Raw genomic sequence first — 21795 nt, 5'->3', positions numbered from 1 at the left:
AGAGAAAAGAGCGCAAAATAACGAACTGAAGGACTCAAGGTGCCACCAGAGAACAAAAAGAGGTTTATTTGAAATAACTAACGGCCAAAAAAACAAAAAGCGCCGCAAGGCGCTTTTTGTTTTAGCAACGATCGAACAATCTGTCGCTTACGGAACTAAATTACAAGAACCGTTGCCGGCATCACAGCGGGTATCTTGTTTAATGGTCGCATTACCTTGCGTGGTGGCAACAAAAGTCAAGGATGCTGCGCCATTATAATGTGCAACTGTCATGTCTACACCAGACTCACAAGCACTTGCAACAAATGCGCTTGGCGTGCGGTTATCAGCGGCATCAGATACGGCTGCACCCATGTACGCTTTAGCTTCGGCCAAGCACGCACCGTTAGCAGAGCGCTGAGTGTAGTCGCGATACTGCGGCAGAGCGATAGCAGCAAGAATACCGATAATCGCTACCACGATCATCAATTCAATCAATGTAAAGCCTTGTTGTTTTTTCATAAGAGCCTCCAAAAATGCCCAATTAAAATAATGTGTATACGTAGAGCCCTAATAGGACCTACTCTACTCAGAAGCAAAATACAGACCAACACCAAAAACTAGGCCTAAGCGCTTAAATATTGCAAGCCATTCCGCACACAAGTGCCATAACAGGTGACAACATGACAAATAACGTCACCCCAGCCACAAAAATGCACGCAAAGATTGCCAACGGGCCTAACAGTTCGTAAAGTAAAGCAATTACAATAATCGCCACATAAATAAAGGCGTTACAACAACAACCTAAACAACTACTCGAACAAAAGCATTTAAGCCTATGGCAGCACTCAACGGATTAGCAAAACGGCTGGTTAATGACGGCCTACTCGATGAAGCCCTAGCTGCTAGTGGCTTGGCCGAAGCCAACAAACAAAGGCTGCCTTTTGTGGTGTACCTAGTGCAAAACGGGGTCTTAGATGCGAAAACTTTGGCTCAAGTCGCCGCAGATGAGTTTGGCACCCCGGTATTTGACCTAAAGGCCATCAACCCGCAAGCCCTACCCAGCAAGTTAGTTGATCCAAAACTGATCGAAAAACATCGCGCACTGCCTCTAATGCGCCGCGGCAACCGACTATTTGTAGGTGTGGTAGACCCAACCAACCTACATGCTTTGGATGAAATCAAATTCAACACCGGCATTAATATCGAAGCTGTACTGGTAGAGGCTGACAAGCTAACCGCAGCCATAACAGCCTACATAAGCGCCAATGAAGAAAGCCTGAGTGATGCGCTAGGCGGCCTAGATGATGATGCCTTAGAAGGGATTGATACAACCTCGGCCGAGCCCGAAGATGACTCCAACAATGAAGCCGATGAAGCTCCCATTGTGCGGTTTATCAACAAAATACTACTCGATGCGATTAAAACCGGGGCTTCGGACATTCACTTTGAACCCTACGAAAAAGCCTTTCGAGTGAGATTTCGCACTGACGGTATTTTGCAAGAGGTCTCAAAACCACCGATTAATTTAGCCTCTCGGATCGCTGCGCGCTTAAAAGTAATGTCACAAATGGACATATCTGAGCGCAGAATGCCCCAAGATGGCCGAATAAAGATGAAGATATCCAAAACCCGCGCCATCGATTTCAGGGTAAACTCGCTGCCCACCCTGTTTGGCGAGAAAATAGTATTGCGGATTTTGGATCCTAGCTCGGCCAAACTAGGGATTGATGCACTGGGCTACGAAGACGACCAAAAACAAATGTTTATGGCGGCACTAGACCAACCCCAAGGCATGATCTTAGTAACTGGGCCTACCGGTAGTGGTAAAACCGTATCCTTGTATACCGGCCTTAACATTCTTAACACCGAAGAGCGTAATATTTCTACCGCCGAAGACCCGGTAGAAATTAACCTTGAGGGCATTAACCAAGTACAAATGCACGCCAAAGTAGGCCTGACCTTTGCTGAGGCATTACGCTCTTTTTTACGCCAAGACCCAGACATTGTCATGGTTGGTGAGATTCGCGATCTAGAAACCGCGGAAATCGCCATTAAAGCGGCGCAAACAGGCCACTTGGTACTCTCCACCTTGCACACCAACAGCGCGGCAGAAACATTAACGCGACTAATGAATATGGGCGTGCCTGCTTTTAACGTGGCGACCAGTGTTAGCTTAATTATTGCCCAACGCTTAGCACGACGACTGTGCACAAAATGTAAAAAACCTGCGACGGATATACCCGCAGAGATACTTACTGAAGAAGGATTTGACGAAATCGGTATCCCACGTGAAGAATTTGAGCTTTACCACCCTGTAGGCTGCGATGCCTGCCTAAAAGGTTATAAAGGCCGTGTCGGGGTCTATGAAGTGGTTCGCATCACCCCGAAGATCGCAAGCCTTATAATGGAAGGGGGAAATTCTCTGCAAATTGCCAAAGCTGCTCATGCAGCTGGATTTAACAATTTGCGGATTTCAGCATTAAGGAAAGCTGCACAAGGCTTAACCAGCCTAGAAGAAGCCAACCGAGTCACCAAGGACTAATTTATGGCCACTGCAACTGCGCAAAAAAACACGCCAGCAAAACGTAAACCGAGCGTGTCTACCAATCAAACTTATGTGTATAGGGCCGCCGATAAAAAAGGGAAGCCCTTAAAGGGAGAAATGGCAGGAGCCAGCCCTGCTCTCATTCGGGTTCAACTACAAAAGCAAGGCTTAGTGGTTAAATCTGTTAAAAAAAAGCCTAAGCCCTTATTTGAGGGCGGTAAAAAGGCAATCAAAGCCTCTGATATCGCAGTATTTTCTCGCCAAATGGCCACCATGATGAAAGCTGGTGTGCCGCTCGTACAATCGTTTGAGATTGTTGCCGACGGACTTGAACACAAGTCAATGAAAGAGCTAATTTATAAAATACGTGACGATGTCGCGGCCGGCGGAGGCTTTGCGCCAGCGCTGCGTAAGCATCCACGCTATTTTGACGATTTGTTTTGCAATCTGGTAGAGGCTGGCGAGCAAGCCGGTGCACTCGAGACCATGCTAGCGCGTATTGCGACCTACAAAGAAAAAACCGAAACACTAAAAAGGAAAATTAAAAAAGCTCTGACTTACCCCATCGCCGTTGTTTTAGTGGCTATTGTGGTAACCGCCATTTTGCTAATCAAGGTGGTTCCTTCGTTTGTCGAGACCTTTAGCAGCTTTGGCGCAGACCTGCCATCCTTTACTTTGTTTGTAATGCATTTATCCGAGCTTGCTCAAGCGTATTGGATTCACACACTTATAGCTGTATTTGTTTTCGGCTTCGCCTTCAAAGAGCTTAAACTACGGAGCACTAAATTTGCTTACGCGGTAGACCGGACATCTTTAAAAATACCCGTAATTGGAGGTATTTTATACTTAGCTATTCTGGCGCGTTTTGCCCGCACTCTATCGACGACCTTTGCTGCGGGTGTTCCCTTGATTGACGCACTAACATCTGTTGCTGGAGCAGCAGGCAACCGAATATACCGCGACGCCATTCTTAAAGTTCGCGAAGACGTCTCTACTGGCATCCAACTTAATGCCGCGATCCGTAATCAAAATATCTTCCCGCCACTTTTGATTCAAATGACCGCAATTGGTGAGGAATCTGGCGCTCTGGATGATATGTTGGACAAAGCAGCAGGCTACTACGAAGAAGAAGTGGACAACAAGGTTGATAACCTAGCGTCCCTGCTAGAGCCAATAATCATGTCTGTGCTGGGCATTTTGGTCGGTGGCTTATTGATCGCCATGTATCTACCGATATTCCAGCTCGGTAATGTTGTTTAAACCCAAGGCTTTAATATGTCAGAAATACCACTGTGGTTTGTGTACCTATTTATAAGCCTGCTCGGTTTAGCACTCGGAAGCTTCTTCAACGTGCTTATTCTACGCCTCCCCAAGATCATGGAGGCGTCTTGGCGCGAGCAATGCTGTGAATTGTTAGAACAACCAGGCGATGCGCCAAAAGAAAGTTTTGGTCTGGCTTTTCCCGCATCTCACTGCCCAAAGTGCAAAACTCCCATAATGCCTTGGCAAAATATTCCTGTTATTAGCTATTTGCTACTAAAAGGCAAATGCGCCAGCTGTAAGGTTCGCATATCACCGCGCTACCCCGTTATCGAGTTGGTGACAGCGTTATTGTCATTGGCGATTGTGGTGCAATTCGGCCTAACAGCTGCCACCGGCCCGTTATTAGTACTTACGTGGGCACTGCTGGTATTAACGGTTATTGATATTGATACCCAATTGTTGCCCGATAACATCACCTTGCCATTGGTTTGGTTAGGGCTAATCGTGAATTACTTTGGCTTGGTCACCGATTTACACAGCGCATTGTGGGGCGCTGTTTTTGGTTATCTATCTTTATGGTTAGTGTTTTGGGCCTTTAAGCTGTTAACCGGCAAAGAGGGCATGGGCTACGGCGATTTTAAATTGCTGGCTGCTCTGGGCGCTTGGATGGGCTGGCAAATGCTGCCGCTGATTATTATTCTGTCCTCACTGGTGGGAGCGGTGATTGGCATTGGCATGATTGTGATTAAAGGTCGCGATAAAAATATCCCCATTCCTTTTGGCCCTTATTTGGCCATTGCCGGCTGGATCGCGTTGCTATGGGGCGACGAAATAGTGCAGCGCTATCTACAATTGGCCAATATTGGCTAGCACGTATTAATGCCTGCCACTGCGGCTAACAAACCACTGGTTATCGGCCTTACCGGCGGTATTGGCAGTGGCAAAAGCGCGGCCTCCGAGTATTTTGCACGACTTGGTATTGATATTGTCGATGCCGACATTGTCGCTCGTGAGGTCGTCGAGCCGGGCTCTGATGCACTGCTCAGTATTGCTCAATATTTTGGGCCTAAGATACTGCTAGCCGACGGTTCGCTCGATCGCGTGCAGCTTAGAAATATTATCTTTTCTGCCCCAAAAGAAAAAACTTGGCTAGAATCGCTACTGCACCCGTTAATCAACCAACGCTTACGTGAGCAGCTAATTAGCGCCACCTCCGCGTACGTTGTATTCTCTTCTCCACTGCTACTAGAAACACCACAACACCAACTTACGGACCGTATCGTCGTAGTCGACTGCACACCTGAGATTCAGATACAGCGTGCGGCCGCTCGCGACAACATGAAGCGATACCAAGTCGAAGCTATAATGGCAACGCAAATAAATCGCGCCGAGCGATTAAGCAGGGCCGACGATATTTTAATGAATCAAGGTAGCCTGCAAGAACTTGCAACTCAGGTACTAAAACTTCATCAGCAATACCTTGCGGCAGCCACAAAGTCGAGTGATAATCCACGCCATGACTAATGACCAAACAATAAAACTCCTGTGCCCTACCTGCCAAGCGACTGTCTTTTGGAGTGAGGCTTACCCGCACCGCCCCTTTTGCTCGGAGCGCTGTAAGCTTATTGATTTAGGTGAGTGGGCTTCCGAGAACCATAGAATCCCCGGTGATGATGCCTTGCCGCAAAATGACGATGAATATTAAGACTAAACCTTTTCGTTCAACCTACCTGATGGCTAAGCATCCCGATTAAGGCATGGGCGTTGATTAATAAATCAACTTAACGAATCGGGCGTTGCAACGCGCTAATAATAGGGTAATTAGCGGCGGGGAAATCGTAATGATCAAGCTCGTCTACAGTAACCCAACAAAGCGGCTGACCTTCTTTGCCAATGGGCTTGCCGGTAAATGTTACGACTCGATACACATCCAGCAATACCTGCTTATCGCCGTAATCGTGAGATACTTGGATGACCGATAAAAACTCACTGCAATGAACGTCCAACTCTTCGTACAGCTCGCGAGTAAGCGTCTGCTGCACGCTTTCACCTTGTTCGACCTTCCCGCCAGGAAACTCCCACAAGCCACCCTGATGAGTGGCCTGTGGGCGCTTGGCGATTAAGATCTTACCGCTCGGGTCGGTCAACACTCCGACAGCCACATGGACTTGCTTCATAAATTCAAGCTACCTTAACTTAGGTACGATAATCGGCGTTAATACGCACGTACTCGTAAGACAAGTCTGTGGTCCAAAGCGTCTCTCGGCTATCGCCCCGACCTAAGTCGATAGCGATAGTAATACGATCGCCATTCATCACCTGCTGACCTTGCGCTTCGGTATAAGTCGCAGCACGGCCACCATGTTCAACAATCAGCACGTCATTTAAATGTACCCGAACAGCGGTATCATCTAAGTTTTGTACACCGGCATATCCAATAGCGGCAACAATACGCCCCCAGTTAGGATCACTGGCAAACAATGCCGTTTTAATCAAAGGCGAGTGCGCCACCGCATAAGCAACCTTTAGGCACTCGTCGCGATCAGCACCACCAGTTACGTCAATAGTGACGAACTTAGTCGCGCCTTCGCCATCGGCAACAATTGCCTGCGCCAATGATGTTGCAACCTCTACCACGGCACTGCGCAATATCGCATAGCCGCTTGATTGAACATCTGCAATAGTCGTATTGCTCGCCTGTCCCGATGCCATCAACATACAGGCGTCGTTGGTCGATGTGTCGCCATCAATCGTAATGCGATTAAATGATAGGTCGGCCGACTCTCGTGCCAACTGTTGCAGAGCATCGGCCGTAATCGTTGCGTCGGTCGCAATATAGCCCAACATCGTCGCCATATTGGGGTTGATCATTCCCGCCCCCTTAGCGATACCGTTGACGGTCACCGTCACACCATCAATCTGCACTTGGCGAGTCACGCCCTTAGGGCGAGTATCTGTGGTCATAATGGCGCGCGCCGCACGCTCCCAAGCGTCTTCTTGAGCGTTTTGGCAAAGCTCAGGAATTACCGCAATAATTTTTTCTACAGGCAACGGCTCACCGATAACGCCGGTGGAAAAGGGTAATACCTGCGCTCGTGCAACAGCCGCTTGCTGGGCCACACTCGCGCACACAGTTAGCGCATTTTGGTAACCCAAGTCGCCGGTGCATGCATTAGCATTACCAGAGTTGACGATCAAATATCGCGCATTGGCTTGAGCTAAATGCTCACGGCACACCTTAACGGGGGCCGCGCAAAATGCATTTTGCGTAAACACTCCGGCCACCGTGCTGCCGGGAGCCAGAGCAAACAACAACACATCATCGCGCCCGGGCTTTTTAATTCCAGCACCCGCGGTGGCAATAGCAACGCCTGCCACTGGCGGCATAGATGGAAACGGGTAATCACCTACAGCCATATTATTAATTCGCTCTTAAGTCAGCTTACCGTGACATTGTTTAAACTTCTTGCCTGAACCACAAGGACACGGATCATTACGACCCACTTTACGACCTTCACGGGTCACAGGTGTGGCACCGGCTTGACCGGCCTCCGGACGTTGCCCACTTTCAGCCGCTAACGCCGATGCTTGGTCGTGGCTCAGTTGCATTTTTTGTCGCGCCTGGGCCTCAGCCTCTATGCGACGACGCTCCATTTCTTCCATTTGCTCGCGGCTAACGGGCTCTACACGTGCCAGCATCGTAATCGACTCGCGCTTTACCGTCTCGAGCATTTCTTGAAACAAATAAAATGCTTCACGTTTATATTCTTGCTTGGGGTTGCGCTGTGCGTACGAACGTAAGTTAATACCTTGACGCAGATGATCCATGCTGGACAACTGCTCTTTCCAAGAATTATCCAAGACCTGTAGCATTACTTGCCGCTCGATCTCGTACATCACGTCGCCAATTCGCTGACACTTATCTTGATACGACTGCTGCACCTGCTGCTGAATACGCAGACGCAGATTCTCTGCGTGCAAGTTATCATCTTCATTAAGCCACTGCTGCACCGGTAAACGTAAACCAAAATCGGCTTCTAATTGCTTTTCAAGCCCAGCAACATCCCACTGCTCTTCAATTGTCTGCGGCGGCACATGGGCAGCCACTAAGTCACTCACCACGTCTTCACGTATGTTATTAACGGTGTCGGAGATATCCTCAGCCTCTAACAACTCATTACGCTGCTGATAAACAATTTGCCGCTGGTCATTGGCCACATCATCGTACTCTAGCAATTGCTTACGAATATCAAAGTTACGCCCCTCTACTTTACGCTGGGCTTTTTCGATAGCGTTGTTCACCATCCGATGTTCAATCGCCTCGCCTTTCTCCATCCCCAGCGCCTGCATTAAATTACGCACGCGATCCGAGGCAAAGATGCGCATCAGGTTATCTTCTAGCGACAAATAAAAGCAGGTAAGCCCTGGATCACCTTGACGCCCAGCACGTCCACGCAGCTGGTTATCAATACGGCGCGATTCGTGCCGCTCAGTACCAATAATATGTAAACCACCGGCCTCAATCACTTGTTGATGGCGAACCTTCCAGGCACTTTTAATAGCTTCAATTTGCGCATCACTAGGGTTAGAAAGCGCGTTTATTTCTGCCTCCCAACTACCGCCCAACACAATATCGGTACCACGACCAGCCATATTCGTTGCAATGGTAACTGTGCCTGGACGTCCCGCTTGCGCAATAATTTCGGCTTCTTTTTCGTGAAACTTAGCGTTTAACACTCGGTGCGGAATGCTGGCGGCTTTTAAACGCTTAGACATTTCTTCAGAAGTTTCAATAGATGCAGTGCCCACTAAGATAGGGGCATTCTTTTTGCGATACTCTTCAATGTCGTGAACAATAGCGTCAAATTTTTCAGGAATCGACAAGTACACTAAATCGTTTTTATCAATCCGCTGGGTCGGGCGGTTAGTCGGAATAACCACCACATCCAAGTCGTAAATATCACGAAACTCAAACGCTTCGGTGTCGGCGGTACCCGTCATCCCCGAAAGCGTCGGATACAAACGGAAGTAGTTCTGAAAGGTGGTCGAGGCTAAAGTCTGGCTTTCACTCTGAATTTGCACGCCCTCTTTTGCTTCAATCGCCTGGTGCAAACCCTCTGACAAACGACGCCCGGCCATGGTGCGGCCGGTATGCTCATCAATCAACACCACTTCATTGTCTTGCACAATGTATTCAACATCGCGATGAAACAGCGCATGAGCTCGCAGCGCCGAGTTGACATGATGCAACAGCCCCAAGTTAGCAGCCGAATACAAGGTGTCAGACTCTGACAACATTTGCGCATCAATCAATAACTGCTCGACATGTTGATGGCCTTTTTCTGTCAACTCTACCTGCCGAGTTTTTTCATCGACATAGTAATCTTCATCGCCGTCCTCTTCTTGCTGACGAATTAAACTACCGATCAGTTTGTTCATACGCTGATACATTTCAGCGCTATTCTGTGTCGGGCCTGAAATAATTAACGGCGTACGCGACTCATCAATCAGAATAGAATCGACCTCATCAACCACCGCGAAGTGCAATTCACGCTGCACCTTATCGTCTTTGCGCATCGCCATATTGTCGCGCAAGTAATCAAAACCAAATTCGTTATTAGTACCGTAAGTAATGTCAGCGGCATAAGCAGCTCGCTTTGTCTCGGTATCTTGCCCCGATTGAATAACACCAACACTAAGCCCCATAAACTCATACAATGGCTGCATCCATGCGGCATCGCGGCTGGCAAGATAGTCGTTGACCGTAACAATATGCACACCACCACCGGTAATAGCACGCAGGTAGCTTGGCAGTGTTGCCATCAGGGTTTTACCTTCACCCGTACGCATTTCGGCAATACAACCTTCGTGTAGAGCCATACCGCCAATCATCTGTACATCAAAGTGCCGCATGCCCATCACCCGATGGCTTGCTTCACGCACCGCGGCAAAAGCCTCTGGCAATAATGCATCGACTGTTTCACCAGCACTAAAACGCTGTTTTAGCTCGGCGGTTTTTGCCTGAAGATCAACATCAGACAAGGCTTGCATCTGCGACTCGAGCTCATTAATACGCACAACTGTTTTACGCATACGCTTTAGTACACGATCATTTTTGGAGCCTAAGACCCACTTGGTAACTTTAGCTAACATGAAATAAATCCATAAAATCAAGAAACATCAACACCGCTACTCAATGGTAAACAGCGCTATCGCCTGCTGGCATTGGCACAAAAAACAGGCACAAAAACAGACGGAGAAAGAGTAAAAAAGGGAGAGGGTTATCGCAACGTGCGATTTATATAAGCTGCGGGATCAACCGAACGGCCATTTTTGTACACCTCAAAGTGTACGTGGGGACCTGTCGAGCGACCCGTTGACCCCATCAAGGCAATGACTTGGCCTTTTTTAACAACGTCGCCAACCTTAACGGTGTTAGTTTTGTTGTGGGCATAGCGGGTAGAAAAACCACCGCCATGATTGACCTCGACCAGATGGCCATAGCCCGCACGATCGGCCGACCAGGTAACGACACCCGCGGCAACGGCGATAACATTGGCACCTTCTTTACCGGCAAAATCGCCCCCGCCGTGCCACGTTATTTTCCCCGTAAACGGATCTGTACGACGTCCGTAACGCGATGACATCCAACCTTTTTCGATCGGTCGCCCCGCGACAAAAATATCTTCTTTTAAACGGCGGTTAACCAGCAAGGCATCGAGTGTTTCAAGCTGCTGCTCGCGGTTAGCGATTTGACGGGACAGCTCATCGATAGCGTCAAGAAAGCTTGGCGGCGAATAAGCCTCGCCCAGCTCCGCGTCCTCGGGCCCCCCTAAGGCCGGCAGCTGACTGAAATCAAACTCCCCAGAATCCAATTTGGCAATGCTCGTTAAACGTTCACCCAGTGCATCTAAGCGAACCAATCTAGCTTGCAGCTCCGCCACTTTTAAGGTTAGTGCTGCAACATCTGAGCGAGCCTGCTGTCGACTTTCGAGTACTTGATTCTGCTGTTCAGCCAGTGCGGTATCCCACGCACGACGAGATTCTGCGGTAAACATATCGGTGCTGTTTTGCGCCACCCACAGGTGATAACCCAACGCTCCAGCAACCGCAGGTAAACCCAAAATACACACTGATAATAGCGCACGCGTCCAGCCGCCCAGCGTAATGCTGCGCGCGTGACCGTGACGCTTACTGACCAGAATGATTTTCATTTTAAGGTGTTTATGATCTACCTAATGTTTGCGTAATATAAAAAACTCCGCGTTAGTAAGCACTCACAACATCTAAGGCGACCACATACAAAGGCGTGAAGCAATAAAACTTAAAAATATCGCTATATCTAATGACCCATGATATTACGATTTAATTTTTTACGCTGCAAATTTTGCTAACTATATAAAAAAGGCCCGCAGAGTACAATCTGCGGGCCTTGGTTTTTAACACCGATGCAGTACCGATGAACCGCCTAGCATCATTAATTGAGTACTAGACTAGCAGCAACGGCTTCATATAAGAGATCGGGGCCGCCGTTTCATCTTCAAAAGTGACGACCTCCCAAGCATCTTTTTGGGCAATCAACTGGCGCAGCGACTTATTATTAAGTGCATGTCCCGACTTATGGGCCTTAAACTCGCCAATTAAGCTATTACCTAAAAGATATAGGTCGCCAATAGCGTCCAAAACCTTATGCTTAACAAACTCATCTTCATAGCGTAGGCCGTCTTCATTCAAAATTCGGTATTCGTCCACCACAATGGCGTTATCGACGCTACCGCCTTTGGCCAATCCTTTCGAGCGCAAATATTCGATCTCGTGCATAAAGCCAAAGGTCCGTGCGCGACTCACCTCTTTGACAAATGAGGTGCTCGAAAAATCTACCGAAGTCTCTAATGCTCGCCCCTTAAACACAGGGTGATCAAATTCAATAGAAAATGACACTTTAAATCCGTCAAAGGGAATGAAGCTGGCGGTTTTATCACCATCTTGCACCGTAACAGGGCGTTTAATTCGGATAAACTTCTTCGCCGCAGCCTGCTCCTGAATTCCAGCAGACTGAATTAAAAATACAAATGGACCGGCACTGCCGTCCATAATTGGCACTTCAGGGGCACTAACTTCGACAATCGCGTTGTCAATACCAAGCCCGGCCATGGCCGACAACAAATGCTCGACTGTCGAGACTTTAACATCACCTTTAACTAGGCTGGTCGACAGAGTAGTATCACCGACGTTTTCGGCTTTGGCTTCAATCTCAACCACAGGATCAAGGTCGACACGACGAAAAACGATTCCGCGATCTATTTCTGCAGGCAACAAGGTAAGATAAACTTTTTGACCGGTATGAAGGCCTACACCGGTGGCACGAATAGCATTTTTTAGGGTACGCTGTCTGATCATTGTTGGGTATGGCTCTATATAGAGGGTGTAAACAAACATCCCGTGTAGGCGTTATATTCAATCGCACAGATAGCGGTTAATTGGCGACAATTAACAACAATAACCCGAATTTTACCGGTAGTTTTGGCCCATAATTAAACTCCAGGCCCCAACAAAACCACGGCACAGCGACATCGCCCATCTTTTATGGCTGCGTAAATCGGCAAATTATAGCAAAATAAAGCCGAATCCACCAGCAATTGCCAAACTGCCGCACACATCTGGTGCGGCAGCTATCACACTCTCAATTTCGCTATTAAGCTTGTTTGAGGTCATAGACTAATCGGCCTGACGACGAAGAAATGCCGGAATGTCCAAATATTCCATATCCTTATCTACCGCCGGAGCAGCTGACGCAGCTTGACCACCAGCTTTGCGCAATACCGTTGGACGGTCTAGAGCAGAGTAATCTAGCTGACCATCAGCACGTCGAGTGTTATCGATAACCACTTTAGTTGGCGCTTTGGCAGCTTGCTCTGCAACGCCAAGGCCGGTCGCTACAACAGTCACTCGCAACTCGTCTTTCAGCTCGGGGTCAATCACAGTACCCACCACGATCGTCGCATCATCGGATGAGAACTCAGCAATGGTTTCACCCACCTCACCGTACTCGCCCAAAGATAGATCCATGCCAGCGGTAATATTAACCAAAATACCACGTGCTCCCTGCAAATTAACATCTTCGAGCAGCGGGCTACGTATGGCTGCTTCAGCCGCTTCACGTGCTCGATTCTCACCCGTAGCGTGGGCTGTTCCCATCATCGCCATGCCCATTTCAGACATAACCGTTTTAACATCGGCAAAGTCGACGTTGATCATGCCGGGACGAATAATCAAATCGGCAATACCTTGCACTGCACCTTGCAACACACTATTGGCAGCCTTGAAGGCATCCAGCAGGCTGGTCGACTTGCCCAGCACCGACAACAGCTTTTCATTAGGAATCGTGATTAACGAGTCCACTCGCTCTTGTAGCTCTTTAATTCCGGCTTCGGCGATTTGCATACGCTTACGACCTTCAAACGGAAATGGTTTTGTCACTACCGCAACAGTCAAGATATCCATTTCCCGCGCCACCTCAGCAACAATAGGCGCAGCACCGGTGCCGGTGCCTCCGCCCATACCAGCGGCAATAAAGACCATGTCAGCGCCTTTTAGAATTTCGGCAATACGTTCACGATCTTCCATTGCGGCATGACGACCAATCTCAGGGTTAGCACCGGCCCCCAAACCTTTAGTCATACTGCTACCCAATTGCAGGGCAACGCGGGCATCGACATCTTTAAGTGCTTGAGCATCCGTGTTAGCACAGACAAACTCTACACCCTCAACGTTGTTAGCCATCATATGCTTAACAGCATTACCGCCGCCGCCGCCAACACCGATTACTTTGATTACTGCATTTTGTGGCGCGTTTTCTACGAGCTCGAACATAATTATTTCCTCTCTGCCATAAATTTAAATTTTAAAAACTAAAAATTACAATTCGCCTTGAAACATTTTTTTCAATTTTGTAAAAAAACTAGGTTCGCTGTCAGCCGCGGCTGTCGTATGGTGATCACCTAAATGTTGCTTTAGTGCATACAGCAAAAGACCAACACCCGTTGAATAAATTGGGTTGTTTACAATATCCGACAGCCCGGCAATATTTTGCGGTGCCCCTAGGCGCACCGGCATATGAAATATTTCCTCAGCCAGCTCAACAACGCCTTCCATTTTTGCCGTGCCACCGGTTAAGACGATGCCACCTGGCAACATGTCTTCAAATCCACTGCGGCGCAGTTCGGCCTGCACCAGCGTAAACAGCTCGTCATAACGCGGTTCAACCACTTCGGCTAAAGCTTGGCGAGATAAATTACGCGCCGCTCGATCCCCAACACTTGGCACTTTAATCGTCTCATCAGGACCGGTCAGCTTGGCCAATGCACAAGCGTATTTAATTTTTATTTCTTCGGCTTTCTGAGTTGGCGTGCGCAGCGCCATCGCAATATCATTAGTCACCTGATCACCCGCAATCGGGATAACACCGGTATGACGAATTGCTCCCTCGGTAAAAATAGCTATATCGGTGGTACCGCCACCAATATCCACGATGCATACACCTAAATCTCGCTCATCATCGGTTAATACCGAATAGCTCGAGGCTAGCTGTTCAAGAATCACATCCTCTACTTCCAAGCCACAACGCTTAATACATTTCTCGATGTTTTGCGCCGCGTTAACCGCACAAGTAACCAGATGCACCTTGGCTTCAAGTCGTACACCCGACATCCCTAACGGCTCTTTAACACCTTCTTGATCATCAATTAAAAATTCTTGTGGCAATATGTGCAGAATTTTTTGATCGGCAGGAATAGCAACCGCTTGCGCCGCATCAATAACTCGTTCGACATCTTGCGCAAAAACTTCTCGGTCTCTAATCGCGACGATACCGTGCGAATTCAAGCTGCGAATATGGCTGCCCGCAATGCCCGCATAAACTGAGTGTATCTGGCAACCTGCCATCAACTCGGCCTCTTCAATGGCACGCTGAATGGAGTGAACTGTAGACTCAATATTCACTACCACACCCTTCTTCAGGCCATTAGAGCGACACGAGCCAATTCCGACTATTTCTAGTCCTCCTTCGGGCGTAATGGCGCCAACAATGGCCACCACTTTGGACGTGCCAATATCCAAGCCCACTATCATTTTGTTGTCGTTTGAGCCCGCCATTTAAATGGACCTCTTCCCCAAAACTAAAAGTGTGTGAGTTAACTGGTTTTTTGTACCAGCACTTCATATTCATCAGACCAAGCTACTGCTAAGCCATTGGTATAGCGCAAATCTATCCGCACTACCGCCTCAAACTGTTGGATCAAATGCTCATCGTAGACCAACAAAAAACGTTGTATTTTTTCTACTAAATCATCTTTCCCTAGCACCAACTCGACGCCTCGGGCCAGAGTAATTCGCCAAGTGCTCAACTCATCGACCCATAATCGCGCAATACTTAAATTACGTGAACGCAGCAATCTTGATAGATCTTGATACTGCTGCATGATGCGAGCTGATTGCTGCTCGCGGCCATTGAGTTCAGGCAAATCATCTAAAAATTGTGTTTCTGCGGTATAAACCACCTCGCCACGCTGGTTTAAAAAACCAATATCGCCCCAGCGTGCAATTGGCACCTGTTCTTCTAGGGTTATGATCAATGCACTAGGTAAACTGCGGGTTATTACCGCGCGTTCAACCCAACTGTGCTGTTCAATTTTTTGTTTCAGCTGGGCAATATCTAAATCGACAAACTTATTGTCAATCGCCGAGCTGATTAAATCCGTTGCGGCTTCGCGGCTAACAAAATGAAACGGCCCTTCGACTCGAACCTCATCTACCGGATGCTGCAACACACGAGTAACCGCGGCACCACCATAGTAATAAGTCGAAAAGCCAATGCCGCCTATCAATACAACCAACGCGACCCGCGACATAAGCTTTAGCAGGCGCGCCACAACAGCCGCGCTCGATGAACGACTCGCACCTCGCGGTGTCGCCTGGCGATAACCTTTAGCCCGAACCGCGCGCTGGCTCACCGATTTAAACTTTCCGATAAAATTGCCAAAATCAATTCAGAAAACTCAATACCTGCCGCTTTAGCCGCCATAGGCACCAGCGAATGATCAGTCATCCCCGGTACTGTATTAACCTCAAGCATCTGAAATACTCCAGCGGTATCGCGCATAACATCTACCCGCCCCCAACCCCGGCAACCAATATCGCGAAACGCCCGCAATGCTTGCGCTTGCAACTCGAGTTCTGTTTCTGCATCTAACTCGCAAGGACACAAATAACGAGTGTCATCAGCCAAATATTTTGCATCGTAATCGTAAAAACTATGCTCAGTTTCAAGCTTTATCGCAGGCAATGCTCGATCACCTAAAATTGCCACGGTGTACTCTGAACCGCGAACCAAACGCTCGGCGATAACCACAGCATCAAACTTAGCCGCTTCGGCATAAGCCGCCTTAAGAGTCTCGGCGCAACTTACCCGCGCCATACCAATGCTCGACCCTTCATGCGCAGGCTTAACCATAACCTCGCCGCCCAGTGACGCTAAAACCTGAGCCCAATCACAATGCTCATTGAGCAGCGTAAAATCTGGAGTATTAACACCAATACCACGCCATAGCTGTTTAGTGCGCAGCTTGTCCATGCCAATAGCCGATGCCTGAACATCACTACCGGTATATGGAATCTCTAAATACTCCAACACCGCTTGAATTCGACCGTCTTCACCACCTGGGCCATGCAACGCGATAAACGCTCGATCAATACCGGCCTTTTGAAGGTGATCAATGCTGTGATTACCAATATCAATTGCCACATGATCGATACCCAGCGCGGCCAATGCCGAGACCACCGCCGCACCACTTTGCAGTGATATATCACGCTCGGCTGAACGACCGCCGAACAAAACACCGACTCGCCCAAACTGTGTACTTAACGGACTATTTTCAGCTTTCATGCTTTACTAACCTACGCCTGAATCAACTGGCGTTTAGCGAGATCTACCGCTAACGCACCTACGTTACCCGCGCCTTGGGTAATCACAATATCCCCAGCGCGAACGATATCTTTAATAACGGCGGGAACCCCTTCAACCCCTTCGACAAAAATGGGATCTACTTGCCCGCGGTTACGAATGCTGCGTGACAACTGTCGACCATCGGCACCAGGAATTGGCTCTTCGCCCGCACTGTAAACTTCCAGCAATACCAGAGCGTCAACTCCCGACAGCACATCAACAAAATCTTCAAATAAATCGCGGGTACGTGTATAGCGATGCGGTTGGTACACCATCACCAAACGACGTTCAGGCCAACCGTCACGAATCGCTTTAATAGTGGCGCCCACTTCACGCGGGTGATGGCCATAGTCATCCACCAACATTGCGGTCGCGTCTTCGACAGGGAAGTCACCGTATACCTGGAAGCGGCGCCCCACACCGGCAAAATTACCCAACCCCGCTACAATCGCCTTGTCGCTTACGCCTTCGTCTCGGGCTACGGCAATAACCGCCAGCGCATTTAATATATTGTGTACCCCAGGAATATTTAGGCGCACCGATAACGTCTCAGCGTGGCCGCGATGCACCACATCAAACTCACTAAATATTTTATCTTGGCGGATATTAGTTGCATGTAAATCACAATTCTCATCCAACCCATAAGTAATCACGGGACGCGCCACTTCGGGCAAAATATCTCGCACAACTGGATCGTCACCACACATCACGGCCAAACCGTAAAAGGGCAAGTTATGCAAAAAATCAATAAAGGTTTGCTTCAACTTAGAGAAGTCACCCTCATAGGTGTCCATATGGTCTGCATCAATATTAGTGACAATTGCGACCATTGGCTGCAAATGTAAAAACGATGCGTCGCTTTCATCCGCCTCAGCGACTAAATAACGGCTCTCTCCCAGCTGCGCATTACTACCGGCACTATTAACCAACCCACCGATAATAAAAGTCGGATGTCTGTCGGCAGCTGCCAACACCGATGCTAGCAAGCTGGTGGTGGTAGTTTTGCCATGGGTGCCAGCAACGGCAATGCCATGCCGGTAACGCATCAATTCACCTAGCATTTCAGCGCGGCGTACTACCGGCACTCGTGCATCACGTGCTGCTTGCATTTCTGGGTTAGCCTCACCCACTGCGCTGGAGTTAACCACCACATCGGCACCCACAATGTTCTCGGCACTGTGACCAAAAAATATTTTGGCTCCGAGTTTGACCAAGCGCCGAGTTACATTGGATTCTTTTAAGTCCGAACCAGAGATGTCATAACCTTGGTTAATCAACACCTCGGCAATACCACTCATACCCGCACCACCAATACCAATAAAGTGGATTCGGCGAATACGGCGCATTTCGGGCACTTCGTAATACTGCATAACTTTATTCATTGATAAGCTCCCGAGTGACCTGAGCCACGGCACCTGCGGCATCGTCTTTATGCAAGCTGCGCGCAGCTACTGCCATTTTTGTAAGCGTGCTGCGCTCGGACAATCGCTCAGTCAGCAATCGCGCCAAACTTTCAGCGTTCAACTCCGCCTCTGGAATACTGATAGCTGCACCAGCGCCAACCATAACCGCGGCATTATGTGTTTGGTGGTCATCTATCGCACTGGGCAAAGGAATAAACAACGCCCCTAGACCTGCCGCTGCCAATTCGGCGACTGTCAGTGCGCCGGCCCGACAAATAACAATATCGGCCCACTTGTAAGCCGATGCCATATCGGTAATAAAAGGCTCAACTCGCGCATTCACCTGATAAGCCAAATAATTTGCCACTGTTGGCTCTTCATGTCGGTTGCCACACTGATGCCAAACATTAAATACTTGGCTCGGTTTGCAGCTTGCTAATGCGGCCGGCACAAGCTCGTTAATCGCACGCGCGCCCAAACTACCGCCCAACACCAACAAGTGCAGCGGTTGATCTTGGCGCGAAGCAAAACGCTCAACCGGTGGCGCTAAATTTACAATCTCATCGCGCACCGGATTGCCCACCCAGCGGCAACCGGGTAAAACATCAGCAAAACCCGATACAATTACCCGAGCAAATCTCGCTAAAATTTTGTTCGTGGTTCCAGCAACGGCATTCTGTTCGTGAATAACCACAGGGATTCTCAACAGCCAAGCGGCCAAACCGCCTGGACCTGAAGCAAAACCACCAAATCCTATAACCACATCGGGCCGCTTACTCCGTAAAACCCTAATGGCCTGCCAAAGCGCTGCGACAATTAAAAATGGGGCTTTTAACAGCCCTAGCGCACCGCGACCGCGAACGCCTTCGATACGAATATAATCAATATCAATTTTGGCTTCAGGTACGACTCTCGACTCTATGCCTTTGCGTGTACCCAACCAAGATACTTGTACATCATCGATCATTAAACGACGCGCCAACGCCAACGCTGGGAATACATGTCCGCCAGTACCACCAGCCATTATCAGCACGCGGCTCATACTGGCTCTCCTACTGCGTCGGGCACCGAGTGACGAACCCTCGATGAATTGGTCACCGAGATTTTTTTCTCAGGAACTTCACGCATTTCAACGTCTGCTCGAACCACAAAAGCCATAAGTGCACAACTGACTATCAAACTACTGCCGCCATAACTAATAAAAGGCAGAGTCAACCCTTTGGTGGGCAGCAAACCTGAAGCAACACCCACATTAATAAATATCTGCAATGAAAAGAGCACCGCAATACCAAATACAGCAAAGGCTAAGAAATGATTGCCGCGTCCCAGACAAGTGCGATAGACAGTTAAAATACGTAATATCAGCGCACCAAATAACCCAATCAACAATGCCCCACCCAGCATGCCAAACTCTTCGGCATAAATAGCAAAAATAAAATCTGTATGGGCTTCGGGCAAATAAAATAACTTTTGTAAACTATTACCTAACCCTGTGCCAAACCACTCACCGCGACCAAAAGCAATCAGCGACTGAGTCAACTGATAACCGGCATTAAATTGATCTGCCCAAGGGTCTCTAAAAGTTGCCAAACGCTTTAGTCGATACGGGCTCATAATCGCGATGGCCGCCATAACCATCACTGCACCTAACACCAGCGGAAAAAAGTAACGAAGCTTAAGTCCGGCAATAAACATTACCGCTATTGCAGTAGTCGCAATCACTACTGTACTGCCAAAATCCGGCTCTAATACCAACAACAGCAACACCAAACCCAGCAATATCAATAACCTGCCAAACTCGCGCCAACCACTAAGCCCCTGAGGGTAACGTTTAGCAAAATAATTGGCCCAAAATATTAATACTGCAAACTTTGCTACCTCTGAGATTTGCACCGCAAAAAAACCAAAATTAATCCAACGTTGCGAACCGTTCACTTGTTTACCAACACCTGGAATCAAAACCGCCGCTAACAAGACAATGGTTGCGATTAGTAATGGCAGACTAAAGCGACGCCAGAGAGCGCTAGGCAACAACAAAACAACAGCAGAGCCCACCGCACTTATCACCAAAAACACTAAGTGACGTTTTAAAAAATACCAACTGTCATCGTAAAACGCGCTGGCAAATGCTATCGAGGCCGACGCAACCATGATCAAGCCTACCGATAACAGAGCCAGCCATAGACAAATCAACAGTCCATCGACTGAAGTTCGCGAATAAATAGCTAGTGGCTGCAGTCTCATTGCAAGCCTCGTACAGCTTGGCAAAATGCATCACCACGAGCCTGATAATGGTCAAACATATCAAAACTCGCGCAGGCGGGGCTTAACAGCACTGTATCGCCCCTTTCTGCTTGCAACTTAGCCTTGGCAACCGCATCAACCATTGAATTAGCGTACTGATAATTCACTTCGCCCTCTAACAGAGCGGCAATTAATTCAGCATCTTTGCCTATCAGTACGCAGCCTCGCGCCTGAGATTTAAGAGCCGGTAGCAGCGCAGTAAAAACTTGATCTTTTGCCTCGCCGCCAAGAATTACAACTAGCTTGCCGTGGGTATTGGCCAAACCGTTAATTGCCGCGAGGGTTGCTCCAACATTAGTCCCTTTAGAGTCGTTGTAATAACTAACGTCCGCAATATCAGCCACCCATTCACAGCGATGCGCAAGACCACGAAACGATACGAGTACCGCAAGCATTACTTCGATCGGAATTCCGGCAGCTTTGCCTATTGCCAAGGCCGCTAAAGCGTTATCAATATTGTGTCGTCCAGGCAATTTTAAATCGGACGCTTTGATCAACGGGGTTAAACCATCGCACAGCCAGCTTTCACCAGCTTGCTCACGCAACCCCATGTTTTTAAATTCGGCATCGCCGGCAAATGAGCTGCGTCCCACCGCATCAGCCAAAGGTGGGCGCGTTAATGGGTCATTACGATTGACCACAACGTGTCGCGCGCCGTAATACACTCGTTGTTTTGCGGCGTGGTAAGCTGGCATACCCGCGTAACGATCCAAATGGTCCGCACTCACATTTAAAATGCACGCCACCTCGGCACCAAGCTTGGTAACGGTTTCTAACTGAAAGCTGGATAACTCCAACACATACAGCTGCATATCTTCAGCCAGTAAATCCAGTACTGGGGTGCCTAAATTTCCACCCACTGCGACTTTCATACCAGCAGCTTTGGCCATTTCGCCGACCAGAGTGGTCACGGTGCTTTTACCATTCGAGCCGGTAATCGCCACAATCGGTGCTTTGGCATGGCGTACAAACAGCTCAACATCGCCAATCACCGATACGCCCGATTCTCGTGCGGCAACAATTGCCGGCATGCTTAATGGCAAGCCTGGACTTAAAATAATTTCGTCCGCGCTTTGCAGTAGTTCCTCATCCCACACTCCAAACTGGCAGTGAACGCCAGGAAACTCGCGGGCGATTAGCGCTTGCGCAGGAGGGTTCTCTCTGGTATCGAACAGAACAAACGGCACATTTTTATCGCGCAAAAATCGCGCCGTAGATAAACCGGAAACTCCGGTACCTACGACGGCGGTCATTCTGCTTGATGCGATTAAATTGCTCACGTTTATAAGAACCTA

General features: G+C 48.6%; 19 protein-coding genes. 5 read left to right on the top strand and 14 right to left on the bottom strand.

Annotated features, from left to right (window positions below; all coding sequences use genetic code 11):
• Positions 1-147: 147 nt before the first annotated feature.
• Entirely contained in the window at positions 148-501 is a 354-nt protein-coding gene (locus tag GILYN3_RS17025) for a pilin (RefSeq protein WP_049723590.1), read from the bottom strand.
• A gap of 316 nt (positions 502-817) precedes the next feature.
• Between GILYN3_RS17025 and pilB the strand changes: the two genes are divergently transcribed.
• Genes pilB through yacG form a run of 5 tightly spaced genes read left to right on the top strand, consistent with a single transcriptional unit; the run spans position 818 to position 5495 of the window.
• Positions 818-2524, top strand: a complete 1707-nt coding sequence (pilB, locus tag GILYN3_RS14100; protein WP_049723589.1) for a type IV-A pilus assembly ATPase PilB — start codon at positions 818-820, stop codon at positions 2522-2524.
• 3 nt (positions 2525-2527) lie between these two features.
• Positions 2528-3787 carry a type II secretion system F family protein gene (locus tag GILYN3_RS14095; protein ID WP_049723588.1) on the top strand — a complete coding sequence of 420 codons (1260 nt, stop codon included), beginning with the start codon at positions 2528-2530 and terminating at the stop codon, positions 3785-3787.
• Between the two features lie 15 nt (positions 3788-3802).
• Complete coding sequence (locus tag GILYN3_RS14090; RefSeq protein WP_049723587.1) at positions 3803-4660, top strand: prepilin peptidase; 858 nt, start codon at positions 3803-3805, stop codon at positions 4658-4660.
• 9 nt (positions 4661-4669) lie between these two features.
• Positions 4670-5314, top strand: coding sequence for a dephospho-CoA kinase (gene coaE / locus GILYN3_RS14085; RefSeq protein ID WP_049723586.1), 645 nt, complete (start codon positions 4670-4672; stop codon positions 5312-5314).
• Positions 5307-5495, top strand: a complete 189-nt coding sequence (gene yacG / locus GILYN3_RS16565; protein ID WP_084005454.1) for a DNA gyrase inhibitor YacG — start codon at positions 5307-5309, stop codon at positions 5493-5495. The genes coaE and yacG overlap by 8 nt, the downstream gene beginning before the upstream one ends.
• Before the next feature lie 76 nt (positions 5496-5571).
• On the opposite strand, the gene mutT is transcribed toward yacG, so the two are convergent.
• From mutT to murD, 13 genes are all read right to left on the bottom strand, one after another.
• On the bottom strand, positions 5572-5967 hold the full coding sequence (mutT, locus tag GILYN3_RS14080; RefSeq protein WP_049723585.1) for an 8-oxo-dGTP diphosphatase MutT: 396 nt from the start codon (positions 5965-5967) through the stop codon (positions 5572-5574).
• A gap of 19 nt (positions 5968-5986) precedes the next feature.
• On the bottom strand, positions 5987-7207 hold the full coding sequence (argJ, locus tag GILYN3_RS14075) for a bifunctional glutamate N-acetyltransferase/amino-acid acetyltransferase ArgJ (RefSeq protein ID WP_049723584.1): 1221 nt from the start codon (positions 7205-7207) through the stop codon (positions 5987-5989).
• A 15-nt stretch (positions 7208-7222) separates the two neighbouring features.
• Positions 7223-9943 carry a preprotein translocase subunit SecA gene (secA, locus tag GILYN3_RS14070; RefSeq protein ID WP_049723583.1) on the bottom strand — a complete coding sequence of 907 codons (2721 nt, stop codon included), beginning with the start codon at positions 9941-9943 and terminating at the stop codon, positions 7223-7225.
• Between the two features lie 128 nt (positions 9944-10071).
• Positions 10072-11004 carry a M23 family metallopeptidase gene (locus GILYN3_RS14065; RefSeq protein WP_049723582.1) on the bottom strand — a complete coding sequence of 311 codons (933 nt, stop codon included), beginning with the start codon at positions 11002-11004 and terminating at the stop codon, positions 10072-10074.
• Positions 11005-11278: 274 nt separating this feature from the next.
• Positions 11279-12190 (bottom strand): UDP-3-O-acyl-N-acetylglucosamine deacetylase, encoded by a 912-nt coding sequence (gene lpxC / locus GILYN3_RS14060; protein ID WP_049723581.1) that lies wholly within the window; start codon positions 12188-12190, stop codon positions 11279-11281.
• 318 nt (positions 12191-12508) lie between these two features.
• Positions 12509-13663, bottom strand: a complete 1155-nt coding sequence (gene ftsZ / locus GILYN3_RS14055) for a cell division protein FtsZ (protein ID WP_049723580.1) — start codon at positions 13661-13663, stop codon at positions 12509-12511.
• A gap of 45 nt (positions 13664-13708) precedes the next feature.
• Entirely contained in the window at positions 13709-14944 is a 1236-nt protein-coding gene (gene ftsA, locus GILYN3_RS14050; protein WP_049723579.1) for a cell division protein FtsA, read from the bottom strand.
• A 38-nt stretch (positions 14945-14982) separates the two neighbouring features.
• Positions 14983-15801 (bottom strand): cell division protein FtsQ/DivIB, encoded by an 819-nt coding sequence (locus tag GILYN3_RS14045; RefSeq protein ID WP_049723578.1) that lies wholly within the window; start codon positions 15799-15801, stop codon positions 14983-14985.
• A complete protein-coding gene (locus tag GILYN3_RS14040) occupies positions 15798-16733 on the bottom strand; it encodes a D-alanine--D-alanine ligase (RefSeq protein ID WP_049723577.1) in 936 nt (311 codons plus the stop codon). The genes GILYN3_RS14045 and GILYN3_RS14040 overlap by 4 nt, the downstream gene beginning before the upstream one ends.
• Positions 16734-16744: 11 nt before the next feature.
• Positions 16745-18175 carry a UDP-N-acetylmuramate--L-alanine ligase gene (murC, locus tag GILYN3_RS14035; protein WP_157484940.1) on the bottom strand — a complete coding sequence of 477 codons (1431 nt, stop codon included), beginning with the start codon at positions 18173-18175 and terminating at the stop codon, positions 16745-16747.
• Complete coding sequence (murG, locus tag GILYN3_RS14030; protein WP_049723576.1) at positions 18168-19238, bottom strand: undecaprenyldiphospho-muramoylpentapeptide beta-N-acetylglucosaminyltransferase; 1071 nt, start codon at positions 19236-19238, stop codon at positions 18168-18170. The genes murC and murG overlap by 8 nt, the downstream gene beginning before the upstream one ends.
• The gene (gene ftsW / locus GILYN3_RS14025) at positions 19235-20440 is read right to left on the bottom strand and encodes a putative lipid II flippase FtsW (protein WP_049723575.1); all 1206 of its coding nucleotides are present in this window, start codon (positions 20438-20440) and stop codon (positions 19235-19237) included. Before ftsW ends, murG begins: the two co-directional genes overlap by 4 nt.
• A complete protein-coding gene (murD, locus tag GILYN3_RS14020) occupies positions 20437-21780 on the bottom strand; it encodes a UDP-N-acetylmuramoyl-L-alanine--D-glutamate ligase (RefSeq protein ID WP_232305604.1) in 1344 nt (447 codons plus the stop codon). The genes ftsW and murD overlap by 4 nt, the downstream gene beginning before the upstream one ends.
• Positions 21781-21795: the final 15 nt, after the last annotated feature.

This window comes from Gilvimarinus polysaccharolyticus (genome assembly GCF_001187555.1).
Classification (GTDB): domain Bacteria; phylum Pseudomonadota; class Gammaproteobacteria; order Pseudomonadales; family Cellvibrionaceae; genus Gilvimarinus; species Gilvimarinus polysaccharolyticus.
The sequence above is the reverse complement of the archived record's forward strand: the minus strand, read 5'-3'. Positions and strand labels throughout refer to the sequence as shown.